General features: G+C 70.1%; 25 protein-coding genes and 1 pseudogene. 14 read left to right on the top strand and 12 right to left on the bottom strand.

Translation table 11 applies throughout. From position 1 onward, the window contains the following. The first annotated feature begins 52 nt into the window (after positions 1-52). The 3 genes from AC5YDA_RS06870 to AC5YDA_RS06860 all read left to right on the top strand — a co-directional run bounded on the left by AC5YDA_RS06870 (position 53) and on the right by AC5YDA_RS06860 (position 3,076). The gene (locus AC5YDA_RS06870; protein ID WP_496189831.1) at positions 53-1,864 is read left to right on the top strand and encodes an AMP-dependent synthetase/ligase; all 1,812 of its coding nucleotides are present in this window, start codon (positions 53-55) and stop codon (positions 1,862-1,864) included. A 62-nt stretch (positions 1,865-1,926) separates the two neighbouring features. Then, the gene (locus AC5YDA_RS06865; RefSeq protein WP_496189830.1) at positions 1,927-2,433 is read left to right on the top strand and encodes an RNA polymerase sigma factor; all 507 of its coding nucleotides are present in this window, start codon (positions 1,927-1,929) and stop codon (positions 2,431-2,433) included. Further along, positions 2,426-3,076, top strand: coding sequence for a hypothetical protein (locus tag AC5YDA_RS06860; RefSeq protein ID WP_496189829.1), 651 nt, complete (start codon positions 2,426-2,428; stop codon positions 3,074-3,076). The genes AC5YDA_RS06865 and AC5YDA_RS06860 overlap by 8 nt, the downstream gene beginning before the upstream one ends. Before the next feature lie 8 nt (positions 3,077-3,084). Here AC5YDA_RS06860 and AC5YDA_RS06855 read toward each other — a convergent pair whose 3' ends face one another. The 3 genes from AC5YDA_RS06855 to AC5YDA_RS06845 form a co-directional block, all read right to left on the bottom strand. Further along, positions 3,085-3,474 carry a globin gene (locus AC5YDA_RS06855; protein ID WP_496189828.1) on the bottom strand — a complete coding sequence of 130 codons (390 nt, stop codon included), beginning with the start codon at positions 3,472-3,474 and terminating at the stop codon, positions 3,085-3,087. 73 nt (positions 3,475-3,547) lie between these two features. Then, positions 3,548-5,179, bottom strand: coding sequence for an AbgT family transporter (locus AC5YDA_RS06850; RefSeq protein ID WP_496189827.1), 1,632 nt, complete (start codon positions 5,177-5,179; stop codon positions 3,548-3,550). Positions 5,180-5,239: 60 nt separating this feature from the next. Continuing rightward, the gene (locus AC5YDA_RS06845) at positions 5,240-6,589 is read right to left on the bottom strand and encodes an amidohydrolase (RefSeq protein ID WP_496189826.1); all 1,350 of its coding nucleotides are present in this window, start codon (positions 6,587-6,589) and stop codon (positions 5,240-5,242) included. 179 nt (positions 6,590-6,768) lie between these two features. Between AC5YDA_RS06845 and rpsF the strand changes: the two genes are divergently transcribed. The 5 genes and pseudogenes from rpsF to AC5YDA_RS06820 form a co-directional block, all read left to right on the top strand. After that, a complete protein-coding gene (gene rpsF, locus AC5YDA_RS06840) occupies positions 6,769-7,062 on the top strand; it encodes a 30S ribosomal protein S6 (protein WP_496189866.1) in 294 nt (97 codons plus the stop codon). A 105-nt stretch (positions 7,063-7,167) separates the two neighbouring features. After that, a complete protein-coding gene (locus AC5YDA_RS06835) occupies positions 7,168-7,725 on the top strand; it encodes a single-stranded DNA-binding protein (RefSeq protein WP_496189825.1) in 558 nt (185 codons plus the stop codon). A gap of 67 nt (positions 7,726-7,792) precedes the next feature. After that, positions 7,793-8,029, top strand: coding sequence for a 30S ribosomal protein S18 (gene rpsR, locus AC5YDA_RS06830; RefSeq protein WP_131167624.1), 237 nt, complete (start codon positions 7,793-7,795; stop codon positions 8,027-8,029). A gap of 17 nt (positions 8,030-8,046) precedes the next feature. Beyond that, entirely contained in the window at positions 8,047-8,493 is a 447-nt protein-coding gene (gene rplI, locus AC5YDA_RS06825; RefSeq protein ID WP_496189824.1) for a 50S ribosomal protein L9, read from the top strand. Positions 8,494-8,581: 88 nt separating this feature from the next. Further along, positions 8,582-9,472 (top strand): annotated as a pseudogene (locus AC5YDA_RS06820) (DUF4349 domain-containing protein); the annotation flags it as partial. Positions 9,473-9,499: 27 nt separating this feature from the next. On the opposite strand, the gene AC5YDA_RS06815 reads toward AC5YDA_RS06820, so the two are convergent. Genes AC5YDA_RS06815 through AC5YDA_RS06805 form a run of 3 tightly spaced genes read right to left on the bottom strand, consistent with a single transcriptional unit; the run spans position 9,500 to position 12,663 of the window. After that, a complete protein-coding gene (locus AC5YDA_RS06815) occupies positions 9,500-10,909 on the bottom strand; it encodes a sodium:proton antiporter (protein WP_496189823.1) in 1,410 nt (469 codons plus the stop codon). An 8-nt stretch (positions 10,910-10,917) separates the two neighbouring features. After that, entirely contained in the window at positions 10,918-11,160 is a 243-nt protein-coding gene (locus tag AC5YDA_RS06810; RefSeq protein ID WP_496189822.1) for a hypothetical protein, read from the bottom strand. Positions 11,161-11,202: 42 nt separating this feature from the next. Continuing rightward, positions 11,203-12,663: a M23 family metallopeptidase gene (locus AC5YDA_RS06805; protein WP_496189821.1), complete on the bottom strand. Its 1,461-nt coding sequence runs from the start codon at positions 12,661-12,663 to the stop codon at positions 11,203-11,205. A gap of 301 nt (positions 12,664-12,964) precedes the next feature. On the opposite strand from AC5YDA_RS06805, the gene AC5YDA_RS06800 reads away from it, so the two are divergent. Further along, the gene (locus tag AC5YDA_RS06800) at positions 12,965-13,168 is read left to right on the top strand and encodes a cold-shock protein (protein WP_496189820.1); all 204 of its coding nucleotides are present in this window, start codon (positions 12,965-12,967) and stop codon (positions 13,166-13,168) included. Next, positions 13,161-13,733: a 2'-5' RNA ligase family protein gene (locus AC5YDA_RS06795; protein WP_496192914.1), complete on the top strand. Its 573-nt coding sequence runs from the start codon at positions 13,161-13,163 to the stop codon at positions 13,731-13,733. The genes AC5YDA_RS06800 and AC5YDA_RS06795 overlap by 8 nt, the downstream gene beginning before the upstream one ends. 155 nt (positions 13,734-13,888) lie before the next feature. On the opposite strand, the gene AC5YDA_RS06790 is transcribed toward AC5YDA_RS06795, so the two are convergent. Genes AC5YDA_RS06790 through AC5YDA_RS06775 form a run of 4 tightly spaced genes read right to left on the bottom strand, consistent with a single transcriptional unit; the run spans position 13,889 to position 16,907 of the window. Then, entirely contained in the window at positions 13,889-15,325 is a 1,437-nt protein-coding gene (locus AC5YDA_RS06790) for a sensor histidine kinase (protein ID WP_496189818.1), read from the bottom strand. Continuing rightward, positions 15,322-16,023: a response regulator transcription factor gene (locus AC5YDA_RS06785; protein ID WP_496189817.1), complete on the bottom strand. Its 702-nt coding sequence runs from the start codon at positions 16,021-16,023 to the stop codon at positions 15,322-15,324. Before AC5YDA_RS06785 ends, AC5YDA_RS06790 begins: the two co-directional genes overlap by 4 nt. Positions 16,024-16,032: 9 nt before the next feature. Beyond that, positions 16,033-16,524: a low molecular weight protein-tyrosine-phosphatase gene (locus AC5YDA_RS06780; protein ID WP_496189816.1), complete on the bottom strand. Its 492-nt coding sequence runs from the start codon at positions 16,522-16,524 to the stop codon at positions 16,033-16,035. Then, positions 16,524-16,907 carry a phage holin family protein gene (locus AC5YDA_RS06775; protein ID WP_496192913.1) on the bottom strand — a complete coding sequence of 128 codons (384 nt, stop codon included), beginning with the start codon at positions 16,905-16,907 and terminating at the stop codon, positions 16,524-16,526. The genes AC5YDA_RS06780 and AC5YDA_RS06775 overlap by 1 nt, the downstream gene beginning before the upstream one ends. Before the next feature lie 88 nt (positions 16,908-16,995). Here AC5YDA_RS06775 and argF point away from each other — a divergent pair, with 88 nt between their 5' ends. Further along, on the top strand, positions 16,996-17,985 hold the full coding sequence (gene argF / locus AC5YDA_RS06770) for an ornithine carbamoyltransferase (protein ID WP_496189814.1): 990 nt from the start codon (positions 16,996-16,998) through the stop codon (positions 17,983-17,985). A gap of 72 nt (positions 17,986-18,057) precedes the next feature. On the opposite strand, the gene AC5YDA_RS06765 is transcribed toward argF, so the two are convergent. Together AC5YDA_RS06765 and AC5YDA_RS06760 are read right to left on the bottom strand one after the other, a co-directional pair. Then, positions 18,058-18,204, bottom strand: coding sequence for a hypothetical protein (locus AC5YDA_RS06765; protein ID WP_496189813.1), 147 nt, complete (start codon positions 18,202-18,204; stop codon positions 18,058-18,060). A gap of 161 nt (positions 18,205-18,365) precedes the next feature. Then, positions 18,366-18,968: an HAD family hydrolase gene (locus tag AC5YDA_RS06760; protein WP_496189812.1), complete on the bottom strand. Its 603-nt coding sequence runs from the start codon at positions 18,966-18,968 to the stop codon at positions 18,366-18,368. A gap of 393 nt (positions 18,969-19,361) precedes the next feature. On the opposite strand from AC5YDA_RS06760, the gene pdhA reads away from it, so the two are divergent. Genes pdhA through AC5YDA_RS06745 form a run of 3 tightly spaced genes read left to right on the top strand, consistent with a single transcriptional unit; the run spans position 19,362 to position 22,892 of the window. Then, positions 19,362-20,507, top strand: a complete 1,146-nt coding sequence (gene pdhA, locus AC5YDA_RS06755) for a pyruvate dehydrogenase (acetyl-transferring) E1 component subunit alpha (RefSeq protein WP_496189811.1) — start codon at positions 19,362-19,364, stop codon at positions 20,505-20,507. Then, positions 20,507-21,481, top strand: a complete 975-nt coding sequence (locus tag AC5YDA_RS06750) for an alpha-ketoacid dehydrogenase subunit beta (RefSeq protein ID WP_496189810.1) — start codon at positions 20,507-20,509, stop codon at positions 21,479-21,481. The genes pdhA and AC5YDA_RS06750 overlap by 1 nt, the downstream gene beginning before the upstream one ends. 7 nt (positions 21,482-21,488) lie before the next feature. Continuing rightward, positions 21,489-22,892, top strand: coding sequence for a dihydrolipoamide acetyltransferase family protein (locus tag AC5YDA_RS06745; RefSeq protein WP_496189809.1), 1,404 nt, complete (start codon positions 21,489-21,491; stop codon positions 22,890-22,892). Positions 22,893-22,897 lie beyond the last annotated feature (5 nt).

Below are 22,897 nucleotides of genomic sequence, written 5' to 3'. Positions count from 1 at the left end.
TCTCTTGGCCGGTGTGGCAAGTTGGAGCCAGTCAAGGACAAGGACGTTCCCCATGGACCACGCACATCTCTCCGTCCGCCTCGCCGACACGATCGCGCGCCACGGCCCGCGCCCGGCGACCCGGATCAAGTCCGGCGACGGCTGGAAGGTGCAGACGTACCGGGAGTTGGGAGAGCAGGTCACCACGCTGGCCGCTCACCTGGTGGGCCAGGGCGTCCGGGCGGGTGACCGCGTGCTCCTCCTGTCGAACAACCGGCCCGAGTGGACCGTCGCCGACTTCGCGTTGTTGTCGGTGCGGGCGATCCCCGTCCCCATCTACCCGACGAGCACCCCCGACCAGGTGCGCCACATGGCGGCCGACTCCGGCGCGGTGTTCGGCATCGTCGAGAACGACACCCTGCTCGACCGGATCGTCCCCGTCTGGGATCAACTACCCGACCTCCGGGGTGTGTGGACGTTCGAACCCACGGCCTCGCGGGACGATCGCGTCCGTGATGTGGCCGCCGTGCTGGCCGACCCGCTCGATCCGGACGCCGCCGCGGCCGCCCGGACGAGGCTGGAGGAGGCGTCCGGGGAGGACCTGGCCTCGATCATCTACACCTCGGGCACCACGGGCGAGCCGCGGGGTGCGATGCTGACGCACCGGGCCTTCACGTCCGAACTCGACTCGCTCGACGCCTTCTTCGAGATCACGCCGGAGGACACCTCGCTGGCGTTCCTGCCCCTGTCGCACGCCCTCGAGCGCGCCTGGACCTTCAAGGTGCTGATGAAGGGCTGCCTCAACACCTACGTCGCCGACGCCCGCACCGTCGCCGAGGCGCTCGTGGAGGCCCAGCCCTCCATGTTCGTCTCGGTGCCACGCCTGTACGAGAAGGTGTTCACGACCGTCCACCAGAAGGTGGCGTCCTCACCGGCGAAGAAGGCGATCTTCCGTTGGGCGATGGGCGTGGGAGCGCAGGCGCAGCACGCCTACCGGAAGGGACGCCGGCCCTCGGCCGCGCTGCGGGCCCAGCTCCCGGTCGCGGACCGGCTGGTCTTCAAGGCGATCCGCGAGGCGCTCGGCGGCCAGAAGAGCGTCATGGCCTGCGGCGGCGCCCCGCTGCGCAAGGAGATCGAGGAGTTCTTCTCCGCGGCCGGCATGTTGCTGTGCCAGGGGTACGGCCTCACCGAGGCCGCCCCGCTCGTGTCGTTCAACGCGCCGGCCGCGTTCAAGTTCGGCACCGCCGGGCGCGTGATCGAGGGCGGCGAGATCAAGATCGCCGACGAGGGGGAAATCTGCTTCCGTGGCCCCAACGTGATGAAGGGTTATTGGAACAATCCGGAGGCGACCGCGGCTGCGATCGACGCCGACGGCTGGCTGCACACCGGCGATGTCGGTTACGTCGACACCGACGGCTACCTCGTCATCACCGACCGGATCAAGGACATCATCGTCACCTCCGGCGGGAAGAACATCGCCCCGGCGCCCATCGAGGGCATGATCCTCGCCGACCCGCTCTTCGAGCACGCGGTGGTGCTGGGCAACAACCGTCCGTTCGTGACCCTGTTGGTCCGCCCCTCGCTCCCGCACCTGGAGGAGCTCGCCGCCCAGTTGCAGGTGAAGGTCGCCGACGCCCGTGAGCTGCCGACCCGCCCTGAGATCCAGGAGGAGATCCGCCGGCGGGTCGAGAAGCTCACCGAGCGGCTGCCCAGTCAGGAGAAGATCAAGGACTTCCGGGTGATGCTCGAGGAGTTCACCATGGACAACGGGCTCCTCACCCCGACCCTGAAGGTCAAGCGACGCCAGGTCGAGGAGCGGTTCCACGCGCTCATCGAGGACATGTACGCCAAGGTCCAGGAGCATCGCAAGCAACGCGAGGAGTGACCTGCAACGCGCGGGCCGCCCCGCGCGTGGATGATGGTGTGATCCTGCTGGAGGAGAGGCCCGTGACGGAGGCGGCCGAGGGCGCGCGCACGTTCGAGGAGTACGTGCGCGAGCGCTCCGTCGCGCTCCAGCGCTTCGCCCACCTCGTCACCCGGCATCCCGAGGACGCCCGCGACGTGGTCCAGGACGCGCTCATCGCGCTGTGGCCGCGCTTCGACGAGGTGCGTGCCGGGGGGAGCGTGGACGCCTACGTCCACCGCTCGATCGTCAACGCGTCCGTGTCCCGGTGGCGCAAGAACCATCGGATGGTGCCCGTGGCCGAACCCCAGCGGTTGCCGGCCACGGCGTCCGGCTTCGAGGACGAGTTGGCCGACGCGGACGCCGCCTGGCGGCTGTGTGCCACCCTCAGCCCCGACCAGCGAGCGGCCCTGGTGCTGCGGTTCTGGTCGGACGCGACCTTCGCCGAGATCGCCGAGGTGCTCGGCTGCGCCGAGGCCACGGCCCGGAGCCACGTGCACCGCGCGCTGACACGGCTCCGCACCCAGTTGGTGGAGGATTCCGATGGCTGACGACCGCGCCGAGCGCGCCTTCGCGCGAGCTTTCACCGAGCACGCGGACGAGCACGGGTTCACGCCCTTGGATCCGGAGGCGCTGGCCGGGCTGGCGCGCGATCGGGTGGAGGAGCCCGCCGGCGCGCTCGGCGGGCGGGGGCGCCGTCCGTGGCTCGCGCTCGTGGCGGCCGCCGTGGTCCTGGTGGTGGGGCTGCCGATGGCCGGGGTGTGGCTCGGCCAGCGTGGGGGAGGGGCCGTGACCGCGGGGGCGCCGGCCCCGGTTCCGGCACCGCCGGCCCGGGACCAGTCGGCTGCCGGTCCGGGAATGCAGGCGGCCTCCGGGCCCGAGGCCGATGCCCGGGCATGCCCGGCGAGCCTCCCTGACGTGGGGGCCTCACCCCCTTCCGTCGAGGGGGCACCCACGGCGTCCGAGGTGGTGGTGTGCCAGTACGGAGCCGGTGGCCGGGCACTGGTGGGTTCGTCCCGGCTCGCCGGGTCGGACGCCCGGCGCGTCCTCGAGGCGCTGCGGGCCGGCCGGTTCGCGTCCGGCGTCTCGCTGACCTGCTCCCCGGGCACCGAGGCGGTGCTCCTGCGGTTCGATGGGGGCGTCCGCGAAGTGCGCCTGGTGGGGGCAGAGGCCACCGCCTTGGTGTGCGGCTGAGGGGCCCGTCAGCGGTCGCCGGGATCCTCCTGTGCGTTGACCATGAACTGGGCGGCCCGGACGAGGTACTCGCGCAGCTCGGCATCCTCGGCTGCGGGGAGGTCGAGGGTGTCCACGGCCGCCAGCATGTGGTGCAGCCAGCGGTCACGCTGGGCGGGCGTCACCACGAACGGGGCGTGTCGCATGCGCAGTCGCGGGTGCCCGCGGGTGTCGCCGTAGGTCTTGGGGCCGCCCCAGTACTGCTCCAGGAACAGCCGGAGCCGGTCGGCCGCGGGCCCGAGGTCCTCCTCGGGGTACATCCCCCGCAGCGGAGGGTCCTCGGCGACGCCCTCGTAGAAGCGGTCCACCAGCCGGCGGAACGTCTCGGCTCCGCCCACCCGGTCGTAGAAGCTGGTCACGCCTCCATGGTGGCAGGTCCGCAGACGACGGGGGCCCGGGAATGATCCCGGGCCCCCGTCTGCCGCCGTCGCGTCAGGGACGCAGTTCGGCGATGAAGATGTCGTTGCCCGGCCCGAGGGGGATGCCGCCGAAGTAGAACACCGCGACCAGCGCGGCCCACAACAGCCAGAACGGGACGACGAAGGGGACCATGCCGGCGGCCAGGTTGCCGAAGCCCGCGTGGGGCTGGTACTTCCGCAGGTAGGCGAGCAGCACGATCATGTAGGGGTTCATCGGCGTGATGACCTGGGTGGCCGAGTCGCCCACGCGGAAGGCCGCCTGGACGAAGGCGGGCTCGAGCCCGACGAGGCCGAACATCGGTACGAACACGGCCGCCATGATCGTCCACATCGCCGAGCCCGAGATGATGAACAGGTTCAGCAGCGAGCACAGCAGGATGAACAGCAGGATCACGCCGAACCCCGTGAAGCCGGTCGCCTGGAGCACCTCGGCGCCTCCGACGGCGATCCACGAGCCGATGCCCGACCAGTTGAACAGGGCGATGAACTGGCCCATCGCGAAGGCGAGCACCAGGAACGGGATCATGTCCCGAAGCGCCTGCCCCATGAGGTCGGGGACTTGGTTGACGCTGGTGATCTTCTTCGCCGCCTTGCCGTAGGCGAAGCCACCGACCGCGAACAAGAGGAAGATGATGAACACGATCGAGTTGAGCAGCGGCGAGCGCGGCAGGAAGGCGCCCTGCTCGTTGCGCCACGGCGAGGCCGGGATCACGAGCGCGATCACGATCGCCAGGACCGTCACCGCCACCGCGATGCCACCGGCACGCAGGCCGCGGCGCTCGTCCTCGGTGACCGCGTGCTCCACGGTGCGGGTGTCCACCGTCACGTCCACCCCGTCGTCGCTGATCGTCACGACGTCGCCCTCCTCGAGCGGCGCTTGCTCCTCCGTGGGGACGTTCTCGCGGGTGAGTCGCGGTTCGATGACACGCTCGATGATGAAGCCCGCCGCGATGGAGAGCACGATCGCCGACACCACGTTGAAGTAGTAGTTCGAGACCGGGTTGACGGGGGCGGCCGCCGCCATGACCGTCGGCACGGTGGGCAGGACCGCGTTGGTGATGCCGGCGAAGAGGGCGTCCAGCGACGTGGGGAAGATCGACGTGGAGTAGCCGGCGCCCGCCGCTGCGAACCCGCCGAGCAGGCCGGCGACGGGGTGGCGTCCGACCGCGCGGAACGCCAGCGCGGCCAGCGGCGGCAGGACGACGAACACCGAGTCGGCCATGATCGAGCCGACGACGCCGAGGAATCCGACCATGTAGGGCAGCAACCAGCGGGGGGCCGAGCCGATCGCCGCGCGGATCGAGGCCGAGAGGAAGCCGGTCTTCTCGGCGATGCCGATCGCCAGCAGGATCGGCAGAACCGTGACCAGGGGCGGGAAGCCAAGGTAGTTCTGGCCCAGGTTCGACGTGAACCAGGCCATCCCCTCGCCGGTGAAGAGGCCCCTGATCGCGGTCGGCTTCTCGGCGCCGGGCACCTGGATGGACACGCCGGCCCAGGACGCCAGGGTGCCGATCACGCCCACGATGAGGAAGAGCCACACGAACAGGTTGAACGGGGCGGGGAGCTTGTTGCCGGCCCTCTCGATGCCGGTCAGGAGTCGGTCGCCCAACGACGGGCTCGGTGCCACAACGGGCGCATCAGACACGATGGGCCCTCCCTTCTGAAAGTGCGCCGGCGGACCGGCGGGTTTTTTGTGGGGGTTCGGTCAGGTGAGGTCGTCGAACAGGTGCTCGACATCGGTGGGGCCGCCGGCGGCCAGGAAATCGTCCCAGACGGCCCGGGCGAGCTCCTCGTCGACGAGGAAGTCCAACGCGGTGGCGGCCAGGCCGTAAGCGCCGTCGGCGATGCCCTGCAGGGCGATGTCGGACGCCGCGGCGTCCGCGAAGGCGCGGGTGTGCAGTGCGACGTTCTCGTCGGCGATCTTCAGCAGGGGATGGATGCCGGGGACCCGGAAGCTGACGTTGCCGAAATCGGTGGACGCCGCGAGGGTCTCCGAGACGACGCCCAGCGGCATGCTCGCGCGTCCGCGCCGCCCCTGGGCAGTGGCCCAACGCTCGGTCAGGGGGCCGTTGGTCCGCACCGGCAGTGACGGCGGGTGCTGGTCCCAGTCGATGTGGACCCCCACGCCCGCCATCAGTGCCGCGCCGTGCGCCATGTCCTGGATCCTGCGGCTGAGGTCCACCAGGGTCTGCGCGTACTTGGAACGAACGTAGAGGTCGACGACCGCGGTCTCCGGAATGATGGACGCCCGCGTGCCGCCCTCGGTGATGATGGCGTGGACCCGGTCGACCGGGATCATCTGCTGCCGCATCAGCCCGATGCCCTGGTAGAAGAGTGTGGCGGCGTCCAGCGCGTTGCGGCCCATGAACGGCTCGGCGCTCGCGTGCGCGGTGCGGCCGGTGAAGGTCACCCGCAGGGTGCGGCGACCCAGCCACACCTGGTCGGCGAGGTCGTACCCGTACGGGTGGAGCATGAGGGCGGCGTCCACGCCCTCGAGCGCGCCCGCTCGGGCCATGTACTCCTTGCCCGTGTGCCCCTCCTCGCCCGGCGTGCCGAGCAGGACGACGCGGCCGTCGAACGCCCCGGGTTGCTCCCGAACGACGCGGTGCAGGGACAGGAAGGCGCCCACCCCGGACGCGCAGATGACGTTGTGGCCGCACGCGTGACCGATCTCCGGCAGCGCGTCGTACTCGGCCATGATGGCCACGGTGCGCCCACCGCGGCCCGCGGTGAACTCGGCCCGGACGGCTGTGGCGAGCCCGTGGACGCCGAGGGTGGCCACGATCCCCTCCGCCGCCAGCAGGTCCACGATCCTTCGTGCGGCCGCGTGCTCCTCGAAGGCGGTCTCGGGCGCGGCGTGCAACGCCAGAGCGAGGTCGGAGACGGGCCGGTGCACGGACGCCACGGCGTCCTCCACCGCCCGGTGGAGCTCCTCGGACGCGCCGGCGTGGCCCGAGGCCGGCGACGGGGCGGAGGCGAGGCGGGCCACCGTGTCCTTCGCCAACTGCTCGGAGAAGAAGGTCGACGGGGCCGTGGGTTCGGTGGGTGCCTGCATGGGCTCCCAAGCTAGCAGCGGGTGGCCCGGGCGTCACGGGCCGGGGGATTCGGGGCCGCGGCCGGGCGTCCGTTACACTGGCGGTTCGGTGCGTGCCCTGCGCGCGCCGATGCATGAGAACCCTCCTGCCCCGGGAGATACCCGTGGCCGTCAAGACCAGAGGAGGTGGGGACACCAACATGCGCAGCTACGAGATCATGGTGATCGTGAACCCCGATGTGGACGACCGTCAGGTCGCCGGCGTCGTGGAGAAGCCGCTGGAGGCCTTCAAGGCCCAGGGTGGCACCGTCGACAACATCGACCACTGGGGCCGTCGTCGCCTGGCGTACGAGATCCAGAAGAAGTCCGAAGGCATCTACGCGGTGCTCAACGTGACCGCTGAGTCGGATGTCGTCAAGGAGCTCGATCGCCAGTACACGCTGAACGAGCAGATCATGCGGACGAAGGTCATCCGCCCCGACCTGCACAAGTGAGCCCGTCCCCAGAGTTCGGGCCGGCACTTCCAAAGTGTCAGTGCGGCCTGAGACGCTGGGAGATGAACTCATCCACCACGTCCGACTGAATCGGAGACCAAAGACATGGCTGGCGACACCATCATCACGCTCGTGGGCAACCTGACGGCTGACCCCGAGCTCCGCTTCACCCCGTCCGGGGCCCCGGTGGCCAACTTCACCGTTGCCTCGACCCCCCGCACCTTCGACCGGGCCTCCGGTGAGTGGAAGGACGGGGACGCCATGTTCCTCAATTGCTCCGTCTGGCGCCAGTACGCGGAAAACGTGGCTGAGTCGCTGACCAAGGGCATGCAGGTCATCGTGCAGGGCAAGCTGAAGAGCCGCTCGTACGAGACCCGCGAGGGCGAACGCCGCACGGTGTTCGAGGTCGACGTCGACGAAGTCGGTCCCACCCTTCGTTTCGCCACCGCGAAGGTCACCCGCTCGTCGGGTGGCGGCGGTGGTGGCAACTGGAACAACGCCCCTCAAGGCGGCGGTTCCGGTCGCGGCGACCAGTGGTCGTCGAACCAGGGTCAGGGTGGCGGCGGCAACTACGGCGGCGGCGGCTACGGCGGCGGAGACCGCCAGCAGCAGCCGGTGAACGACCCCTGGGCCACCGCCCAGAACGACGACCCGCCGTTCTGATCGACCACCACCCGTCCACCAACACGTCATTCCGGCACCTGCCGGGCTCACGAGAGAGAGCACCACAATGGCCCCACAGCGCAAGCCTGTGAACAAGAAGAAGATCGCTCCGGCGAAGTCCATCAAGATCGGCAACATCGACTACAAGGACACCGCGACCCTGCGGAAGTTCATTTCCGAGCGCGGGAAGATCCGCGCCCGTCGTGTCACCGGTCTGTCCGTCCAGGAGCAGCGCAAGGTCGCCATCGCGATCAAGAACGCCCGCGAGGTCGCGCTGCTGCCCTACGCGTCCACCGCCCGCTGAGAAAGGAAGACGAACAGATGAAGCTCATCCTGACTGCTGCCGTTGACCACCTCGGCATCGCCGGTGACGTCGTCGAGGTGAAGGACGGCTACGGCCGCAACTACCTCCTGCCCCGCGGTTTCGCGATCAAGTGGACCCGCGGTGCGGAGAAGCAGATCGAGGGCATCAGCCGCGCCCGCCAGGCCCGTACGGTCCGCGACAACGAGCACGCCTCCGAGCTGCGCGCGCAGCTCGAGGGTCTCACCGTCGAGGTTCCGGCCCGTGCCGGCGGCGAGGGTCGACTGTTCGGCGCCATCACGGCTGCCGACATCGCCTCCGCGATCAAGAAGGCCGGCGGCCCGGCCGTCGACAAGCGCTCGGTCCAGATCGCCAAGCCGATCAAGACCGTCGGCGAGCACAAGGTCGGCGTGAAGCTGACCGACGCCGTCGTCGCGCACCTGCCCGTGCAGGTCGTCGGCGCCTGACGCGCCTGACACAGCTGAGCCGGCCGGCCCCGACGGGGCCGGCCGGTTTCGCGTTCCGTGACCGAATCGTGTCCCGACGCCGCAACGCATGAGCCGCTCGCGGCGTGGATCGGGTATGGGAATGCACACAGTCCACCGTGTCGGTCACCGCGTGGCCGCAGCCCTCGCCGTCCTGACCACCTCCGTCGTCCTGCTCACGGGCTGTGGGTCGGGCGGCTCGACCAGTGTCTCCTCGCAACCCGCCGTGGCTCCGGGTCCGGCTCAGGTCGGCGCACCCGAGGGGAACGTGGGCGCCCCACGGCAGGTCGAGCCCGCCGCAGACAAGGCAGGGACCCCGCTCACCGTCGGTGCCGGTCGCCAGATCGCGCGTACGGCCTCCTTGACCCTGGTGGTCCAGGACGTCCGCGCCACGGCGGACCAGATCCGCGGGGTGGCCCAGTCCCTGGAGGGCTGGGTGGCCTACGAGTCCCTGCAGGTGGACGCCCAGGCGTCCGACGCCTCCCTTCCCTCCGGCTCGCTGGTGACCATCTCGGTTCCGGCCAGTCGGCTCGACGCGGCGACCGAGCGCGTCGCGGCGCTCGGCGTCGTCCGGAATCGGGGTACCTCCGCCGAGGACGTCACCCAGGTGGTCGTGGACGTGGACGCCCGCATCCGATCCCTTGAGGCGTCGGTGGCGCGACTGCAGGAGCTCGTCGGCCGGGCGGGCAGTGTCGCGGACATCGCGGCGGTCGAGCGCGAGCTCTCCAACCGTCAGGCCGAGCTCGAGTCGTTGAAGTCCCAGCGCCTCCAGCTCGCGGGGGCGGTGGAACGGTCCACGCTGACGGTCTCCCTCCTCACCCCCACCCAGTCGACCACGACCAACCCGCTCCAGACCGGTTGGGCCCGCGGGTGGACGGCATTCCTGGAGTCGGTGGCGATCCTCGTCACCGTCGTGGCCGCCGTGCTGCCCTTCGCGGCGGTCGCCGCCCTGGTCGTCGTGCCGATCGTGTGGTGGCGGCGGCGCGCCTCAGCGCGTGGGGGAAGGCGCGAGCACCGAAGGGGTGCGGACCGGCAGGAAGGCGCGGACGACGATGCCCACGGCGAGGGCGAGGCCGAGCGCGATCCAGAGGGGGCCGTCGGCGAGGAAGATCAGCGCCATGGCGGCGAGGGTGGGGACGAGGTGGCGGACTGACCAGCCGATGTACCCACCGAAGGACGGCATCATGACGCCGGCGTCGTCCGCCACGGCCTTGACCATGAAGTTCGGTCCGTTGCCGATGTAGGTGACGGCGCCGCAGAGCACCGAACCCAGCGAGATCGATGCCAGGTAGGCCTCGGGGATGCCCGGGGCGAAGCCGACCCGCGGGTCGCCGGGCAGCTGGGACGCCATCTCGTAGAACGTGGCATAGGTCGGTGCGTTGTCGAGGAACGCCGAGAGACCACCCGAGAACAGGAAGAACGTGACTTCGCCGAGCGGCAGGCGCGGAGCGATCTGGCCGAGGTAGTTCAGCGCCGGGATCATCGCCAGGAAGATGCCGATGAACAACGCGGCGACCTCGGCGATGGGGGTCCAGGAGAACTGGTTGTTGACGAAGCGCACCTCGCGATCGCCCACGAGGTGGGAAGCGGCCGCGGCGCCCAGGAACACCAGTTCACGCCACGGGACCACCTGCGCCCAGGTGGCGCTGCCCTCCTCGAGGGCGTGGAGATCCAGCGAGGGGACGAACGCGACGGCCAGGATCACCACGGCGAAGAACAGGAAGTGCACCTTCCCGACGATGCGCAGCGGCGACTGGGAGGTGTCGTCCCACGTGATCGAGGCCTCGTCCTCGCGGGCGTAGGCCCGGCGGTCCAGGCCGTGATAGGTGGCCAGGAGCAGGAGGTTGACCACCAGCCACATCGGCCACAGGGAGAAGGTCCACTGGAACGGGACCCCTCGCAGGAAGCCGAGGAACAGGGGCGGATCCCCCAACGGTGTCAGCAGGCCGCCGCAGTTGGCCACGATGAAGATCGTGAACACCACGGTGTGGACCTTGTTCTTGCGCTCGCGGTTGGTGTTGAGCAGCGGCCGGATGAGGAGCATGGCGGCGCCGGTCGTCCCGATGAAGGAGGCGATCGCCCCGCCCACCGCGAGGAAGATCGTGTTGTTGCGCGGCGTCGCGCGGATGTCGCCGGCCAGGAAGATGCCGCCGGAGACCACGAACAGGGCGAACAACAGGCAGATGAACTGGACGTACTCCCAGAGCGCGTGGACGACCTCACCGCCGTGGCCGGCCAGCACGAACCACGCGGCCACCGGGAGGCCACAGGCCAGGGCGACGGCCAGTTTGGTGGAGTTGCGTTCCCAGGCGTGCGCCGTGGCGGGAACCAGGGGCAGGATCGCGATCGACAGCAGCAAGAAGACGAACGGGATGATGCTCCACCACTCGACCTGCACGGATGGCCTCAGTTCTTCTTCGTCGGGGTGGGCGTAGCGAAGGTGAATCCGCCCATGGTGCTGCCGGGGGTGATGAACGGGGTGGTGTGGGGCTTCACGGTGTCGGACGCCGTGGGCTCGGCGGCCCCGCTGGCCTCCGGCTCGGCCCGGGCGCCCGGCTCCTGCGGTCGCACGGGGGCCCCGAGAGCCGCCTGGATCGCCTTGTCCAGTTCGTCACGAACCTCGACGCGATGCTTGCGTGTCTCCGCCATGGGCGCATGCTACTCCCGGCCAGGCCGAGGTCAGCGCGGGTTTCAGGGCTCCGGAGTCGCGGAAGGGGTGGGGGTCTCGGTCGACTCGCCGAGGCCGGGCTCACGGGTCGGGGACGCCGACGGAGCGGGGGTCGCGCTCGGGGTGGGGGTCGGCTCGCTCGCCGGCCTCGGCGTGGGTTCCGCGGTCGCCGTGGATGTCGCTGTCGGGGTCGCCTCGGGGGTCGGGGTCGCCTCGGGGGTCGGGGTCGGCGTGGGTTCCGCGGTCGGAGTGGATGTCGCTGTCGGGGTCGCCTCGGGGGTCGAGCTGGCCGTGGGGTCGGGCGTGGGTGTGGGGTCCGGCGTCACCGTGGGGTCCGGCGTGGGTTCCGGTTCCGGTGTTGGGGTCGCCGTGGGGTCGGGCGTGGGTGTGGGGTCGGGCGTCGCCGTGGGGTCCGGCGTCGGGGTCGGCTCGCTGCCCGGTGTGGGATCCGCCGTCGCGGTGGGGTCTGGAGTGGCGGACGGCCCGGGTGTGGCCGTCGGCTCTGGTGTGGCGGTCGGCTCCGGTGTGGGCTCGGGAGCCGGGACGGGCTGCAGCGCCGACGCGGCAGGCACCAGGGGCACCTCGTCCAGACTGGGGAGGGGGCCGCGCTCGGTGGGGGTCCGGCGGGGGAGAGAATCCGGCGTCCACGGCACCATCGGGGTGTCGAGCCGGGCATAGGGCGAACCGCTGAGCACCGAGACCGGGTCGACGAAGGCGCCGTTGACGAGCACCTCGAAGTGCAGGTGGCATCCGGTGGACAGGCCGGTCGTCCCGGCGAGGCCGATCTGTTGGCCCTTGGCGACGCGCTGGCCGACCTGGACTCCCAGGACCGACAGGTGCGCGTAGCGGCTGCTCATCCTGTCCTCATCGACCGTCCCATGGTCGACCTCGACGAGGAGGCCGTAGCCACCTGCTTCGGCGGAACGGGTGATGGTGCCGTCGGTCATCGCGACGACCGGCGTGCCGCAGGCGGCGGTCATGTCCACCCCGTTGTGGTTGCGGACGTAGTGCAGGATCGGGTGGAACCGGGGGCCGAAGGGTGACGTCACCGGGCCGGGCACAGGGGACACGAAGCGCGATGGGGCCGGCAGCGCGCGCGTGGTCGCGTCGGGGTACTGGACACCGAACGGCAGGTTCACGTTCATCGGGGGGATGAGGAACGAGCCCTCTCCGGGCAGCACCACCGTCGGCACCTCGTCGGGGTCATCGCCGCCGCCGAAGCTGATCATGCTGTGGCGCAGGGCGGTCTCGGCCCGTGACGTGCGCTCGCTGGACCACCACGCGCCGGCCGTGCTCCGCAGCTCTGCCTCGGCGGGGGACTCGCCCGTGGAGGGCACAGGCGCCGCGTTCGCGCCCTGGCCGGACACGCCGGCGAGGGGCACGGTGACGCAGGCGGCCGTCATCAGGGCGACCAGCAGCCGAGGGTGACGTCCCCGGGGACGTCGTGGCCCGAACGGCGGGGGGTCGCCCTGAACGCGCTGCATCAGAATCCCTCGTGTTGGCCGGGACGGGGGAAGCATCGCCCCGGTGCGGAGGTGGTCACTTCCGACTCTATGCCTCTTGTGCGCATTGTCCAGAGGTTCTGGGGGAACACATGGGCGGCAGTGGGTGCAACTCGGCCGAGAAGGGTCGCTCCGATGGACGTCGGGGGGGTGGAGGCGTGTAGGGTTGGTTGCGGTTGAGGTTGGTAGTTCTCGCGTACGGTCCCCGTGTTGCAGAAGTTCGAGCGTCACCCCAAGCGCTCCCGGCCCCGGGGGCAGGCATCACATCACGAAAGCAGGAAACATGGCCACCGGAACCGTCAAGTGGTTCAACGCTGACAAGGGCTACGGCTTCATCTCTCCCGACGACGGCTCCGCCGACGTCTTCGCCCACTACACCGCCATCAACTCGCGCGGGTTCCGCTCGCTCAACGAGGGCGACAAGGTGGAGTTCGACACCGAGCAGGGCCCCAAGGGCCTCCAGGCGACCAACATCACGGTTGGCTGACAACGACTCCCACTGGACGCCGCGGCTCATGCGAGCCGCGGCGTCCGGCTTTTCCGGGGGGATGTGGCGGGGCCACGGCGTCCTGGCGCTGGCCGTCCCCGCCCTCGAGCCGTGGGTCCGGGGGCGGACGGCCCACTACGACCCGGGCTTCCTTGCTGTGGATCCCGGCTTCCCGCACGCGCACGTGACCGTGCTGGCCCCTTTCCCCGACGACGTCCACGTCGCCGCCGCCGTGGCCGCGACCGCCACTCCCTTCTCCTTCGCACTGGAACGGGTGGGGGTGTTCGCCGACGGCACGATCCATCTCGTCCCCGAGCCGGCGGAATCCCTGGCGGCCCTGACCCGAACGGCTCGGGAGATGCTGCCGGATGTGGTGCCCTATTGGGGGCGGTTCGAGCCGGTCCCGCACATGACACTCGACCGGCTGGGGCCGGGGGTCACGCTCGAGTCGACCGCCGGCGCTGTCGCCGGAGCGCTGCCGGCCCGTGTGCTCGTCGAGGAACTCGTCCTGACCTGGTGGGAGACGGGGGCCTGCCGCGTGCTGGGTCGATTCCCGCTGGGCTGATCGACTCCGGGCAGGTGTGCACAGCTTGTGCACAACCCCGGGGTAAGGGCACCCTGTCCTTCCCTGTCCTGCCGAGAGTGGCAAGGAACCCCCTAGTCAAGAGGAAGTTAAAGTGAAGGGCGTCCTTCATCCACGGACTTGTGCACAGGGTCCGGTCAGTCGGTGTAGGGAGACTCCAGTTCTTCTTCGTCCAACTCCTCGTCGAGGGGGACGGGTGACCCCGGCAGGCGCGTGATGAACTCCGCGCCCCCTTCGGGGGCACGGCCCGCCTTGACCCAGCCGCCGTGGGCCTGGATGGTCTGCGCGACGATCGACAGCCCCAGGCCGGAACCGGGTGTCGTCCGGGCGTGGTCGGAGCGGAAGAATCGTTCGAAGACGTGGGGGAGGTCCTCCTCGGCGATCCCCTCGCCCTGGTCGGCCACCCGGAACCGGTCGCCGATCAGTTCCACCGTGATCGTGCCGTCGGGTGGGGAGAACTTGACCGCGTTGTCCAACAGGTTCGTGTAGGCCCGCTCCAGAGCGTCCGGCTCACCGACGAGGTACAGCGGCTCGAGCTTCACGTTCCAGGTGATCCCCGGGCCGCGCCGCTTCACCCGTGCCAGGGCGCTCTCGATGATGTCGCGCAGGTCGACCGGCTCGGGGGCGGGCTGGACGGCGTCCTCACGGCTCAACTGCACGAGGTCACCCACCAGTTGGGTGAACTCGCCGAGCTGGGCGGCGACGTCGCGCAGGATCTCGGCCCGGGCTCCCTCGGGCAGCATGTGCTGGCGCTCGTCCGCGACCAGCAGCTCGACGTTGGTGCGCATCGAGGTGAGCGGCGTCCGGAGTTCGTGTCCCGCGTCGGCGATGAGGCGCTTCTGGCGCTCGCGTGAGCTCTCCAGCGCGTTGAGCATGCGGTTGAACGACCGGCCGAGGTCGGCGACCTCGTCCTCACCGGACACGTCGATCGGGATCAGCTTGTTGGTCGCGGTGATGTTGAGCACGGCGTCGGAGAGGTGGCGGATCGGCGCCATCCCGGACTTGGCGATGACGTAGCCGACCGCCGCGGCGACAGCCGCCCCCAGTCCACCGAACAGGAGCAGGGACAGGCCGGTCGACTGCAGGACGGCACTCGTGGTCGACAGCGGGCGCCCGAGCACCAGCGCCCAGTGCTCGTTCTGGTGGACGAGGGGAACGGCGACGATGCGCGTGGGGACACCGGTGGAGTCCACGCCCGTGCGGGACGACCAGCCCTGCGAGGTCTTCGCGATCGCCAGTTCCCCGGGGCCGAGGACGAGCGTGGTCTGCCGGCCGGGCTGCGTGATCTGGTGGGTGTCGGCCCGGATCAACATGATGATGACGTTCGCGGCGCGCCAGGTGGTGGTGTCGATGCCCCCCATGTTCTCCAGGTCCTCCGACACGGTGCCGGACGTGATGGAGGCCACGTCCACGAGCTCGTTGTCGAGCTGGTCGTAGACGGTCAGCAGCGTCATGGCGTAGGCGGCCAGGCCCGTGGCGGCCACGGCCGCGGCCACCGCCGAGGCGATCAGGATGGCGAGCCGGTCCTGCAGGGGGCGGTGAGCGGCGGAGAAGAGGTTGCGCAGGCGGCTCACGGGGCCGTCTCGCGCAGCACGTACCCGATGCCGCGGACGGTGTGGATGAGGCGGGAGGCGCCCTCACCCTCGGTCTTGCGGCGCAGGTAGCCGATGTAGACCTCCAGGGAGTTCGCCGTCGTCGGGAACTCGAAGCCCCAGACCTCGTTCAGCAGCCAGGAGCGCTCGAGCACCTTGCGCGGGTGCTCCATGAACGTCTGGAGGAGCGCGAACTCGGTTCGCGTCAGGGAGATGCGGCGTCCGCCCCGGGTGACCTCGCGGGTGTTCAGGTCGACGCGGAGGTCCTCGAACGTGAGCAGTTGGCTCTCGGTGGGGGCGGAGGCGTCCTCGCTCTCGGGGCGGCTGCGCCGGGTGAGGGCGCGCAGGCGGGCCATCAGCTCGTCGAGCGCGAACGGCTTGGCCATGTAGTCGTCGGCGCCGGCGTCCAGGCCGTCGACCCGGTCGCCCACGGCGTCGCGTGCCGTGAGGACGAGGATCGGCACGTCGTTGCCCTGACCGCGCAGCATGCGCGTGGTCTCGAGCCCGTCGAGGCGGGGCATCATGACGTCCATCACCACCGCGTCGACCTTGTGCGCGGACAGGTGGGCGAGGGCCTCGATGCCGTCGTTGGCGGACGCAACCTCGTACCCGCTGTACTGGAGCGAGCGCTTCAGCGAGTCACGGACGGCCTGGTCGTCGTCCACCACGAGGATGTGCATGAGGCCATCCTAACGTCGCTGCAACTGCCGTACCCGTCCGAGCACGCCGGGCATGGCGGCCTCGACGGCCGCGAGGGTGTCGAGGAAGCCCTCGGCGTCCCCGTACCACGGATCGTCGATGCCGGAGCCGGGCTCCGCGTCGGGATCGAAGTCGGTGAGCAGGTGGAGGTTCGTGGCGTCCGGGACCAAGCGGCGCATCCGGTCGAGGTGCAGCTCCTCCAGTCCGATGACGAGGTCGGCCTCCCTGATCCCGGACGCCGTGATGGGCTGAGCGCGGTGCCCCGCGGAGTCGTAACCGGCCCCGTCCAGGACCCGACGCGCACGGCGATCGATCGGGTTGCCGATCTCCTCCGAGCTCACCCCTGCCGAGGTGAACCGGACGCCCTCCAGCCCCTCGCGCTCGGCCCAGCCGCGGGCCACGCGCTCGGCCATGGGGGAGCGGCAGATGTTGCCCCAGCAGATGAAGACGACCTCGATCCCCGAGCCTCTGGAAGGTCTCATCAGTTGTGGACCTGGCCGCGACGACCGACGAACGAGTTCAGGATGAAGCTGACGATGGACACGATGAGGGCTCCCCACACGGCGTTCCAGAACCCGTCGACGCCCCACGGCACGCCGAGCTGGGCGCAGACCCACGACGTGAGCATGAGCAGTGCGGCGTTGATGACCAGCAGGAACAGCCCGAGCGTGACGAGCAGCAGCGGTGAGGTGAAGAACACGAACAGCGGCTTGATCAGCGTGTTCACGAGCCCGAAGATCGCGGCGACGATGAGCATCGTGAGGGCGGCGTCCGTCGGTGAGCCGGTGTGGTCCAGTCGGATGCCGGGGAGCAGCCAGGTGGCGAAGGCCAGGGCCAGGGCGCTGACCAAGAATCGAATGATCACGGGATCATCCTCCCACGTGGGGCAGAATGGCGACCCCGGGCTCCTCCCTGACCGAAGGCTGCCCCGGTTCGCAGAAAGGCACCTTGGCGTGGGCGAGTTGACCGGACGAGACTTCCTCAAGGAGGTGGATTTCACCCCCGACGAGTGGGGACACCTGGTGTCCCTGACCGGCGAGCTGAAGGCCGCCCGACGGGAAGGACGCGAGGAGCGACGCCTGGAGGGCCAGAACTACGCGCTGATCTTCGAGAAGGGCTCCACCCGGACACGGGCGGCCTTCGAGGTGGCTGCCCGGCACCAGGGCGCCGCCACCACTTTCCTGGACCCCACCGGGTCGCACATCGGTTCGAAGGAATCGGCCGCCGACACCGCGCGCGTCCTGTCGCGGATGTACGACGGCATCCAGTTCCGCGGAGCCAAGCAGGACACCGTGGAGACGCTGGCCGAGTTCTCCCCGGTCCCGGTCTGGAACGGGCTCACCGACGAGTGGCACCCCACCCAGGCGCTGTGCGACGCGTTCACCATGCTCGAGGCGTCCGGGCGCGCTGCGTCCGACCTGTCCTTCGCCTACTTCGGGGACGCCCGCTTCAACACGGGCAACTCGCTCATGACCATGGGCGCGATGATGGGCATGGACGTCAGGATGATCTCCCCGGCCGCGTTCGCGCCCCCGCCCGATCTGGTCGCCGGCGCCCGGGACATCGCCCGCGAGACCGGCGCCCGCATCACGATCAGCGAGGACATCGAGGACGCCCGGGGTGTCGACTTCGTCCACACCGACGTCTGGGTCTCGATGGGCGAACCCAAGGGCGTGTGGGCCGAGCGCTGCCGCGTCCTGGCCCCCTACCGGGTGACCAAGCAGGTGATGGGCCTGGCAGGGACGCACGCGAAGTTCATGCACTGCCTGCCCGCGTTCCACGACCTCGAGACCTCGACCGCCCGGCTCGTGCACGACATCACCGGCATGAAGGAGCTCGAGGTCACCGACGAGGTGTTCGAGTCCGAGGCGTCCATCGTGTTCGAGCAGGCCGAGAACCGTCTCCACTCGATCAAGGCGGTCCTGGTCGCCACCTGCAGCTGAGGGTCGGCGTCGGAGCAAGCCAAGAGCGGGCGGCTCCCGAAGGAGTCCGCCCGCTCGGCAGGGGTGAGGTCGTCACCAGACTCGAATGCGCTTTCCGCCCAGCGGGACCAGGTTGAGGATCAGCCCGACCACGATGAGGATGATGCCGATCGTGGTGAGCGGCAGCCCCGTGTTCACGATGAGGCCGATGATGAGCAGGATCAGTCCGAGGGTGACCATGGTGTTCCCCTTTGCTGTCGACAGTGCCGAACTGGTGTTCGGCGTTGAAACCAGCTTGTCACCGCGATTCGCGTCCCCGATACAGGCACTCTCCCTGAAATGCGGGAGCTCCTCTCAGGGGTCACCCTGAGGGGAGGCCGACGAGGAGGGCGTGCCGGAGTTCACGGGTGGAGGACGCCGATCTGCTCCAACCAGCCGCGCGTGGCCCCGTCCGAGGACCACAGGTGGGCGACCCAGCCGGCCCTCTCCGCGCCGGCCACGTTGTCGGGGCGGTCGTCGACGAAGAAGATCTCGTGCGGCTCCAGTTCGAGGACCTCACCCACGCGCAGGTAGGTGCCCTGGTCGGGTTTGCGGACCCCCATGGCGGCCGAGATGAACCAGAAGTCGACGTCGTCGGCGAAGTCGCTGTCCAGCAGGGCGTTGTCGATGTTGAACGGGGCGTTGCTCAGGACGGCGGTCGTCCGGCCCGTGGCCCGCACGTCCGCGACCAGCCGGCGAGCCTCGGGACGGATGCGGAGCCAGGCCTCGGCGTCCATCCTCGCCAGTTGCTGCACGGTCTCCAGGGCGGCCGGCTTGCCGAGGCCCTGGAGGATGGGCTTCCAGTATTCGGAGTCGGACGCGCCAGCGTCGTACGCGTCGCGCCCGGCCCAGTACAGCTCCTCGAAGCGCTCCGCGTCGACCCCCAACAGCTTGGCCGGCTCGCTGATCACGCCCTCTCCGGACGCCAACACCCCACCCAGGTCGAACACCACCGCACGGATCATGGTCACCAGTCTGCAGGATCGGCGGGTCGTGGGGCGTCTTCGGACGGGTGGGTGTGCGGCCCGGGCCTCGACACAGTCGGGGCGGCGGTGGACACTGGGGCATCGGGCCTCGGCGGCCGACGTGGGGAAGCGGGGGCGCGCACCCTCTGTCCGGTTGCCAGACACGCCAAGGAGACGGATGGACACGGACGCGGACCGCCGGCGCAGCGTCAGCAGCGTGCCGGTGAACACGTTCATCGCGGAGCCGGCGGCCAGGCCCCCATGGCGGCGTGTCGTCCCCTGGAGGCGCCCGCGGGTCCGCACCGTCATGATCACTGCACTCCTGGGCGGTGCCCGTCCCCGGCCGCGCGACTTTACCTACGGTTACGTAACTGTACGATGGAGGGTGTGACCATGGAGAACCCAGACGCGTCCGAGACGGTGGTGACGCCCGGCGGCACGCGCATCGAGCGCAGTGAGGAATTCATCCAACTGCTCACGCCGGCCGGCGAGCGCCTCGACAACGACACCTTTCCCTTCACGCACGACGACACCGTCGTCGCGGCCAACCTGCGGTCCATGGTGCTGGGCCGGCGTCTGGACACCGAGGCGACCGCGCTGCAGCGCAAGGGGCAGCTCGGCCTCTGGGCGCCCAGCCTCGGGCAGGAGGCGGCCCAGGTGGGCTCGGGTGCCGCGGTGGCGCCCCTGGACCACGTGTTCCCGTCCTATCGCGAGCACTCGCTGGCCCTGATGCACGGCGTGGAGCCGCTGGACCTCCTCAAGACCTTCCGCGGCACAGCGATGGTGGACTGGGACCCTCGGGAGACGCGCTTCCACCTCTACTCGTTCGTCATCGGCACCCAGGCGCTCCATGCGGTGGGTTACGCGCTGGGCCTGCTCTACGACGGCCTGGTCGGCAACGACGACGGGGACAAGAACGGGGCCGTGCTGGTCTACTTCGGCGACGGCGCCACCAGCCAGGGGGACGTGAGCGAGGCGCTCGTGTTCGCCTCCAGCTATCAGGCGCCGGTGGTGTTCCTGGTCCAGAACAACCAGTGGGCGATCTCCGAGCCGATCGAGGTGCAGTCGAGGATCCCGCTGTACCAACGCGCGTTCGGCTTCGGCATCCCGGGTGTCCGGGTCGACGGCAACGACGTGCTCGCCGTCCAGGCCGTGACCGAGTGGGCGCTCGACCGCGCCCGCCGCGGCGAGGGGCCGGCCTTCATCGAGGCGTTCACGTATCGCATGGGGGCGCACACCACCTCCGACGACCCCACCAAGTACCGCCGCCGCGAGGAGGAGGCCGAGTGGCGCGCCAAGGACCCCATCGAACGTGTCAAGAAGTACCTGCTCGGACGCGGTGCGATCGACCAGGCCTGGCTCGACGCGCTGGATGCCGAGGCCGAGGAGTTCGGCGTCCGGGTGCGGGAGGGCGCTCTGGACCTGCCTGAGCCCCGACTGGAGGACCTCTGGGGCAATCTCTATGCGACCCTGCCGCCGGGGCTGGCCGAACAACGCGACGAGTACCTGGCCTACGAGGCCGGCTTCGAGGAGTCCTGATGGCGGAGATGACCATGGCCAAGGCCCTGAATGCGGGCCTGCGTCGGGCGCTGGAGGCGGATTCCAAGGTGCTGCTCGCCGGGGAGGACATCGGCAAGCTCGGCGGCGTGTTCCGGATCACCGAGCACCTGCAGCGCGACTTCGGCACCCACCGCGTGGTCGACACACCCCTCGCCGAGTCGGGCATCGTCGGCGCCGCACTCGGGTTGGCGCTGCGCGGCTACCGGCCCGTCGTCGAGATCCAGTTCGACGGTTTCGTGTGGCCCGCCTTCGACCAGATCACCTCGCAGGTGTCCCGCATGCGGTTCCGGTCGATGGGTCGGCTGTCGGTGCCGATGGTCATCCGGATCCCGTACGGCGGCGCCATCGGTGCGATCGAGCACCACTCGGAGTCCCCCGAGGCCTACTTCACCCAGACCCCCGGCCTGATCGTCGTCTCGCCGTCCACGCCGTTGGACGCCTACTGGATGATCCAGCAGGCCATCGCCATGGACGACCCCGTCGTCTTCCTCGAGCCCAAGCGGCGCTACCACGAGAAGGGCGAGGTCGACCTGGCCGAACCGCCGCTGCCGATGGGCGAGGCGCGCGTCGTCCTGGAGGGCACCGACGCCACCATCCTGGCTTACGGGCCCATGGTGAAGACGTCCGTGGAGGCCGCGCTGGCGGCGTCCGCCGAGGGCCGCTCGCTGGAGGTCATCGACCTGCGCTCGCTGTCCCCGCTGGATGACGCCGCCATCCGCGCCTCGGTGGAGAAGACCGGACGCGCCATCGTGGTGCACGAGGCCGCCCGGTCGGGCGGGCTCGGCGCCGAGATCGCCGCCCGGATCCAGGAGTCGTGCTTCTATTCACTCGAGGCGCCCGTGCTGCGCGTGAGCGGCTACGACCTGCCCTACCCGCCCAGCCGTGTGGAGAAGAAGTATCTGCCCGACCTCGACCGCATCCTGGATGCTGTCGACCGATCACTCGCCCACTAGGAGTCCCATGTTCGAGATGAAGCTGCCCGACCCCGGTGAGGGGTTGCAGGAGGCCGAGGTCGTCACCTGGCTCGTCCAGCCCGGCGACGAGGTGGTCGTGAACCAGGTCGTGGTCGAGATCGAGACCGCGAAGTCGCTCGTCGAGCTGCCGGCCCCGGTGGCCGGCACCATCGCCGAGCTGCTCGCCGCGGAGGGTGACGTCCTGCCCATCGGGTCCGTGATCGCGCGGATCGACGATGGTTCCGCGACGACGGCGCCCCCTGGCGAGCGCGATGGGGAGGAACCCGAGGCGTCCGAAGGCTCCGGCTCCATCCTGGTCGGCTACGGCACCTCGGCCGCGCCCGTGGCGCGTCGGGCCCGCAAGGGCGGCGTGGTCACCCCGGGGCCCCAGACCGACCAGGTGCACGAGAGCTACGGACTGGGGGACACTCCCGGGCACCGCACCGAGGGCGACCACCGGGTCAACGTGATCGAGCACGAACCCCTCGAGCCGCCGCTGCCGCGCCCCGAGGCGGGCAGGGTGCAGCGTGCCACCGGCCTCGCGCCCACCGACCCGTCCGGGCGTCCGCTCGCCAAGCCGGCCGTCCGTCGGCTCGCGCGCGACCTCGGCCTCGACCTGTCCACGGTCGCCGGCACCGGTCCGAACGGTTCCATCTCGCCCATGGATGTCGCGCAGGCGGCGGTGGGGGAGGCGTCCGGACGGCGCGGCCCCACGCGGATCCCGGTCCGCGGCGTCCGGCGGCAGATGCTGCAGGCGATGCAGGCGTCGCTGCAGGTGCCCCAGTCGTCGGTCTGGATGGACGTCGACGTCACCAAGACGGTCGAGCTCATCGAGCAGCTCAAGGACCGCCGCGAGTTCGCGGGGCTACGGATCAGCCCGATCGTCGTGCTCGCCAAGGCCGTCTGCCTCGCGATGGAGCGCCACCCCGAGGTCAACTCGTCGCTGGACCTGGAGCGCCAGGAGATCATCGTCAACCCCGACGTGAACCTCGGTATCGCCGCGGCGACCCAGCGCGGACTCGTCGTGCCGAACATCAAGCGGGCCAACGAGATGAACCTGCTCGAGCTGGCCCAGGCGCTCAACGCCCTCGTCACCAAGGTGCGCGAGGGGCAGATCACGCCCGCGGACGCATCCCATGGCACGTTCACGATCACCAACGTGGGTGTGTTCGGTGTGGAGGGCGGTACCCCGATCCTCAACCCCCACGAGTCGGCGATCCTGCTCCTGGGCACGTTCAACCGGAAGCCGTGGGTGGTGGGCGAGGGCGCGGACGAGCGCCTCGAGATCCGCTCGGTGGCCAAGCTCACGCTCACCATCGACCACCGGGTGCTCGACGGCGAGCAGGCCTCGCGGTTCCTGGGTGACGTGGCGGCGATCCTGACCGATCCCGGCCTCTCGCTGCTGTTCTGAGCGGG

This window comes from Propioniciclava sp. LT294, from assembly GCF_059516005.1.
This window is presented reverse-complemented; position numbering and strand designations above follow the sequence as displayed.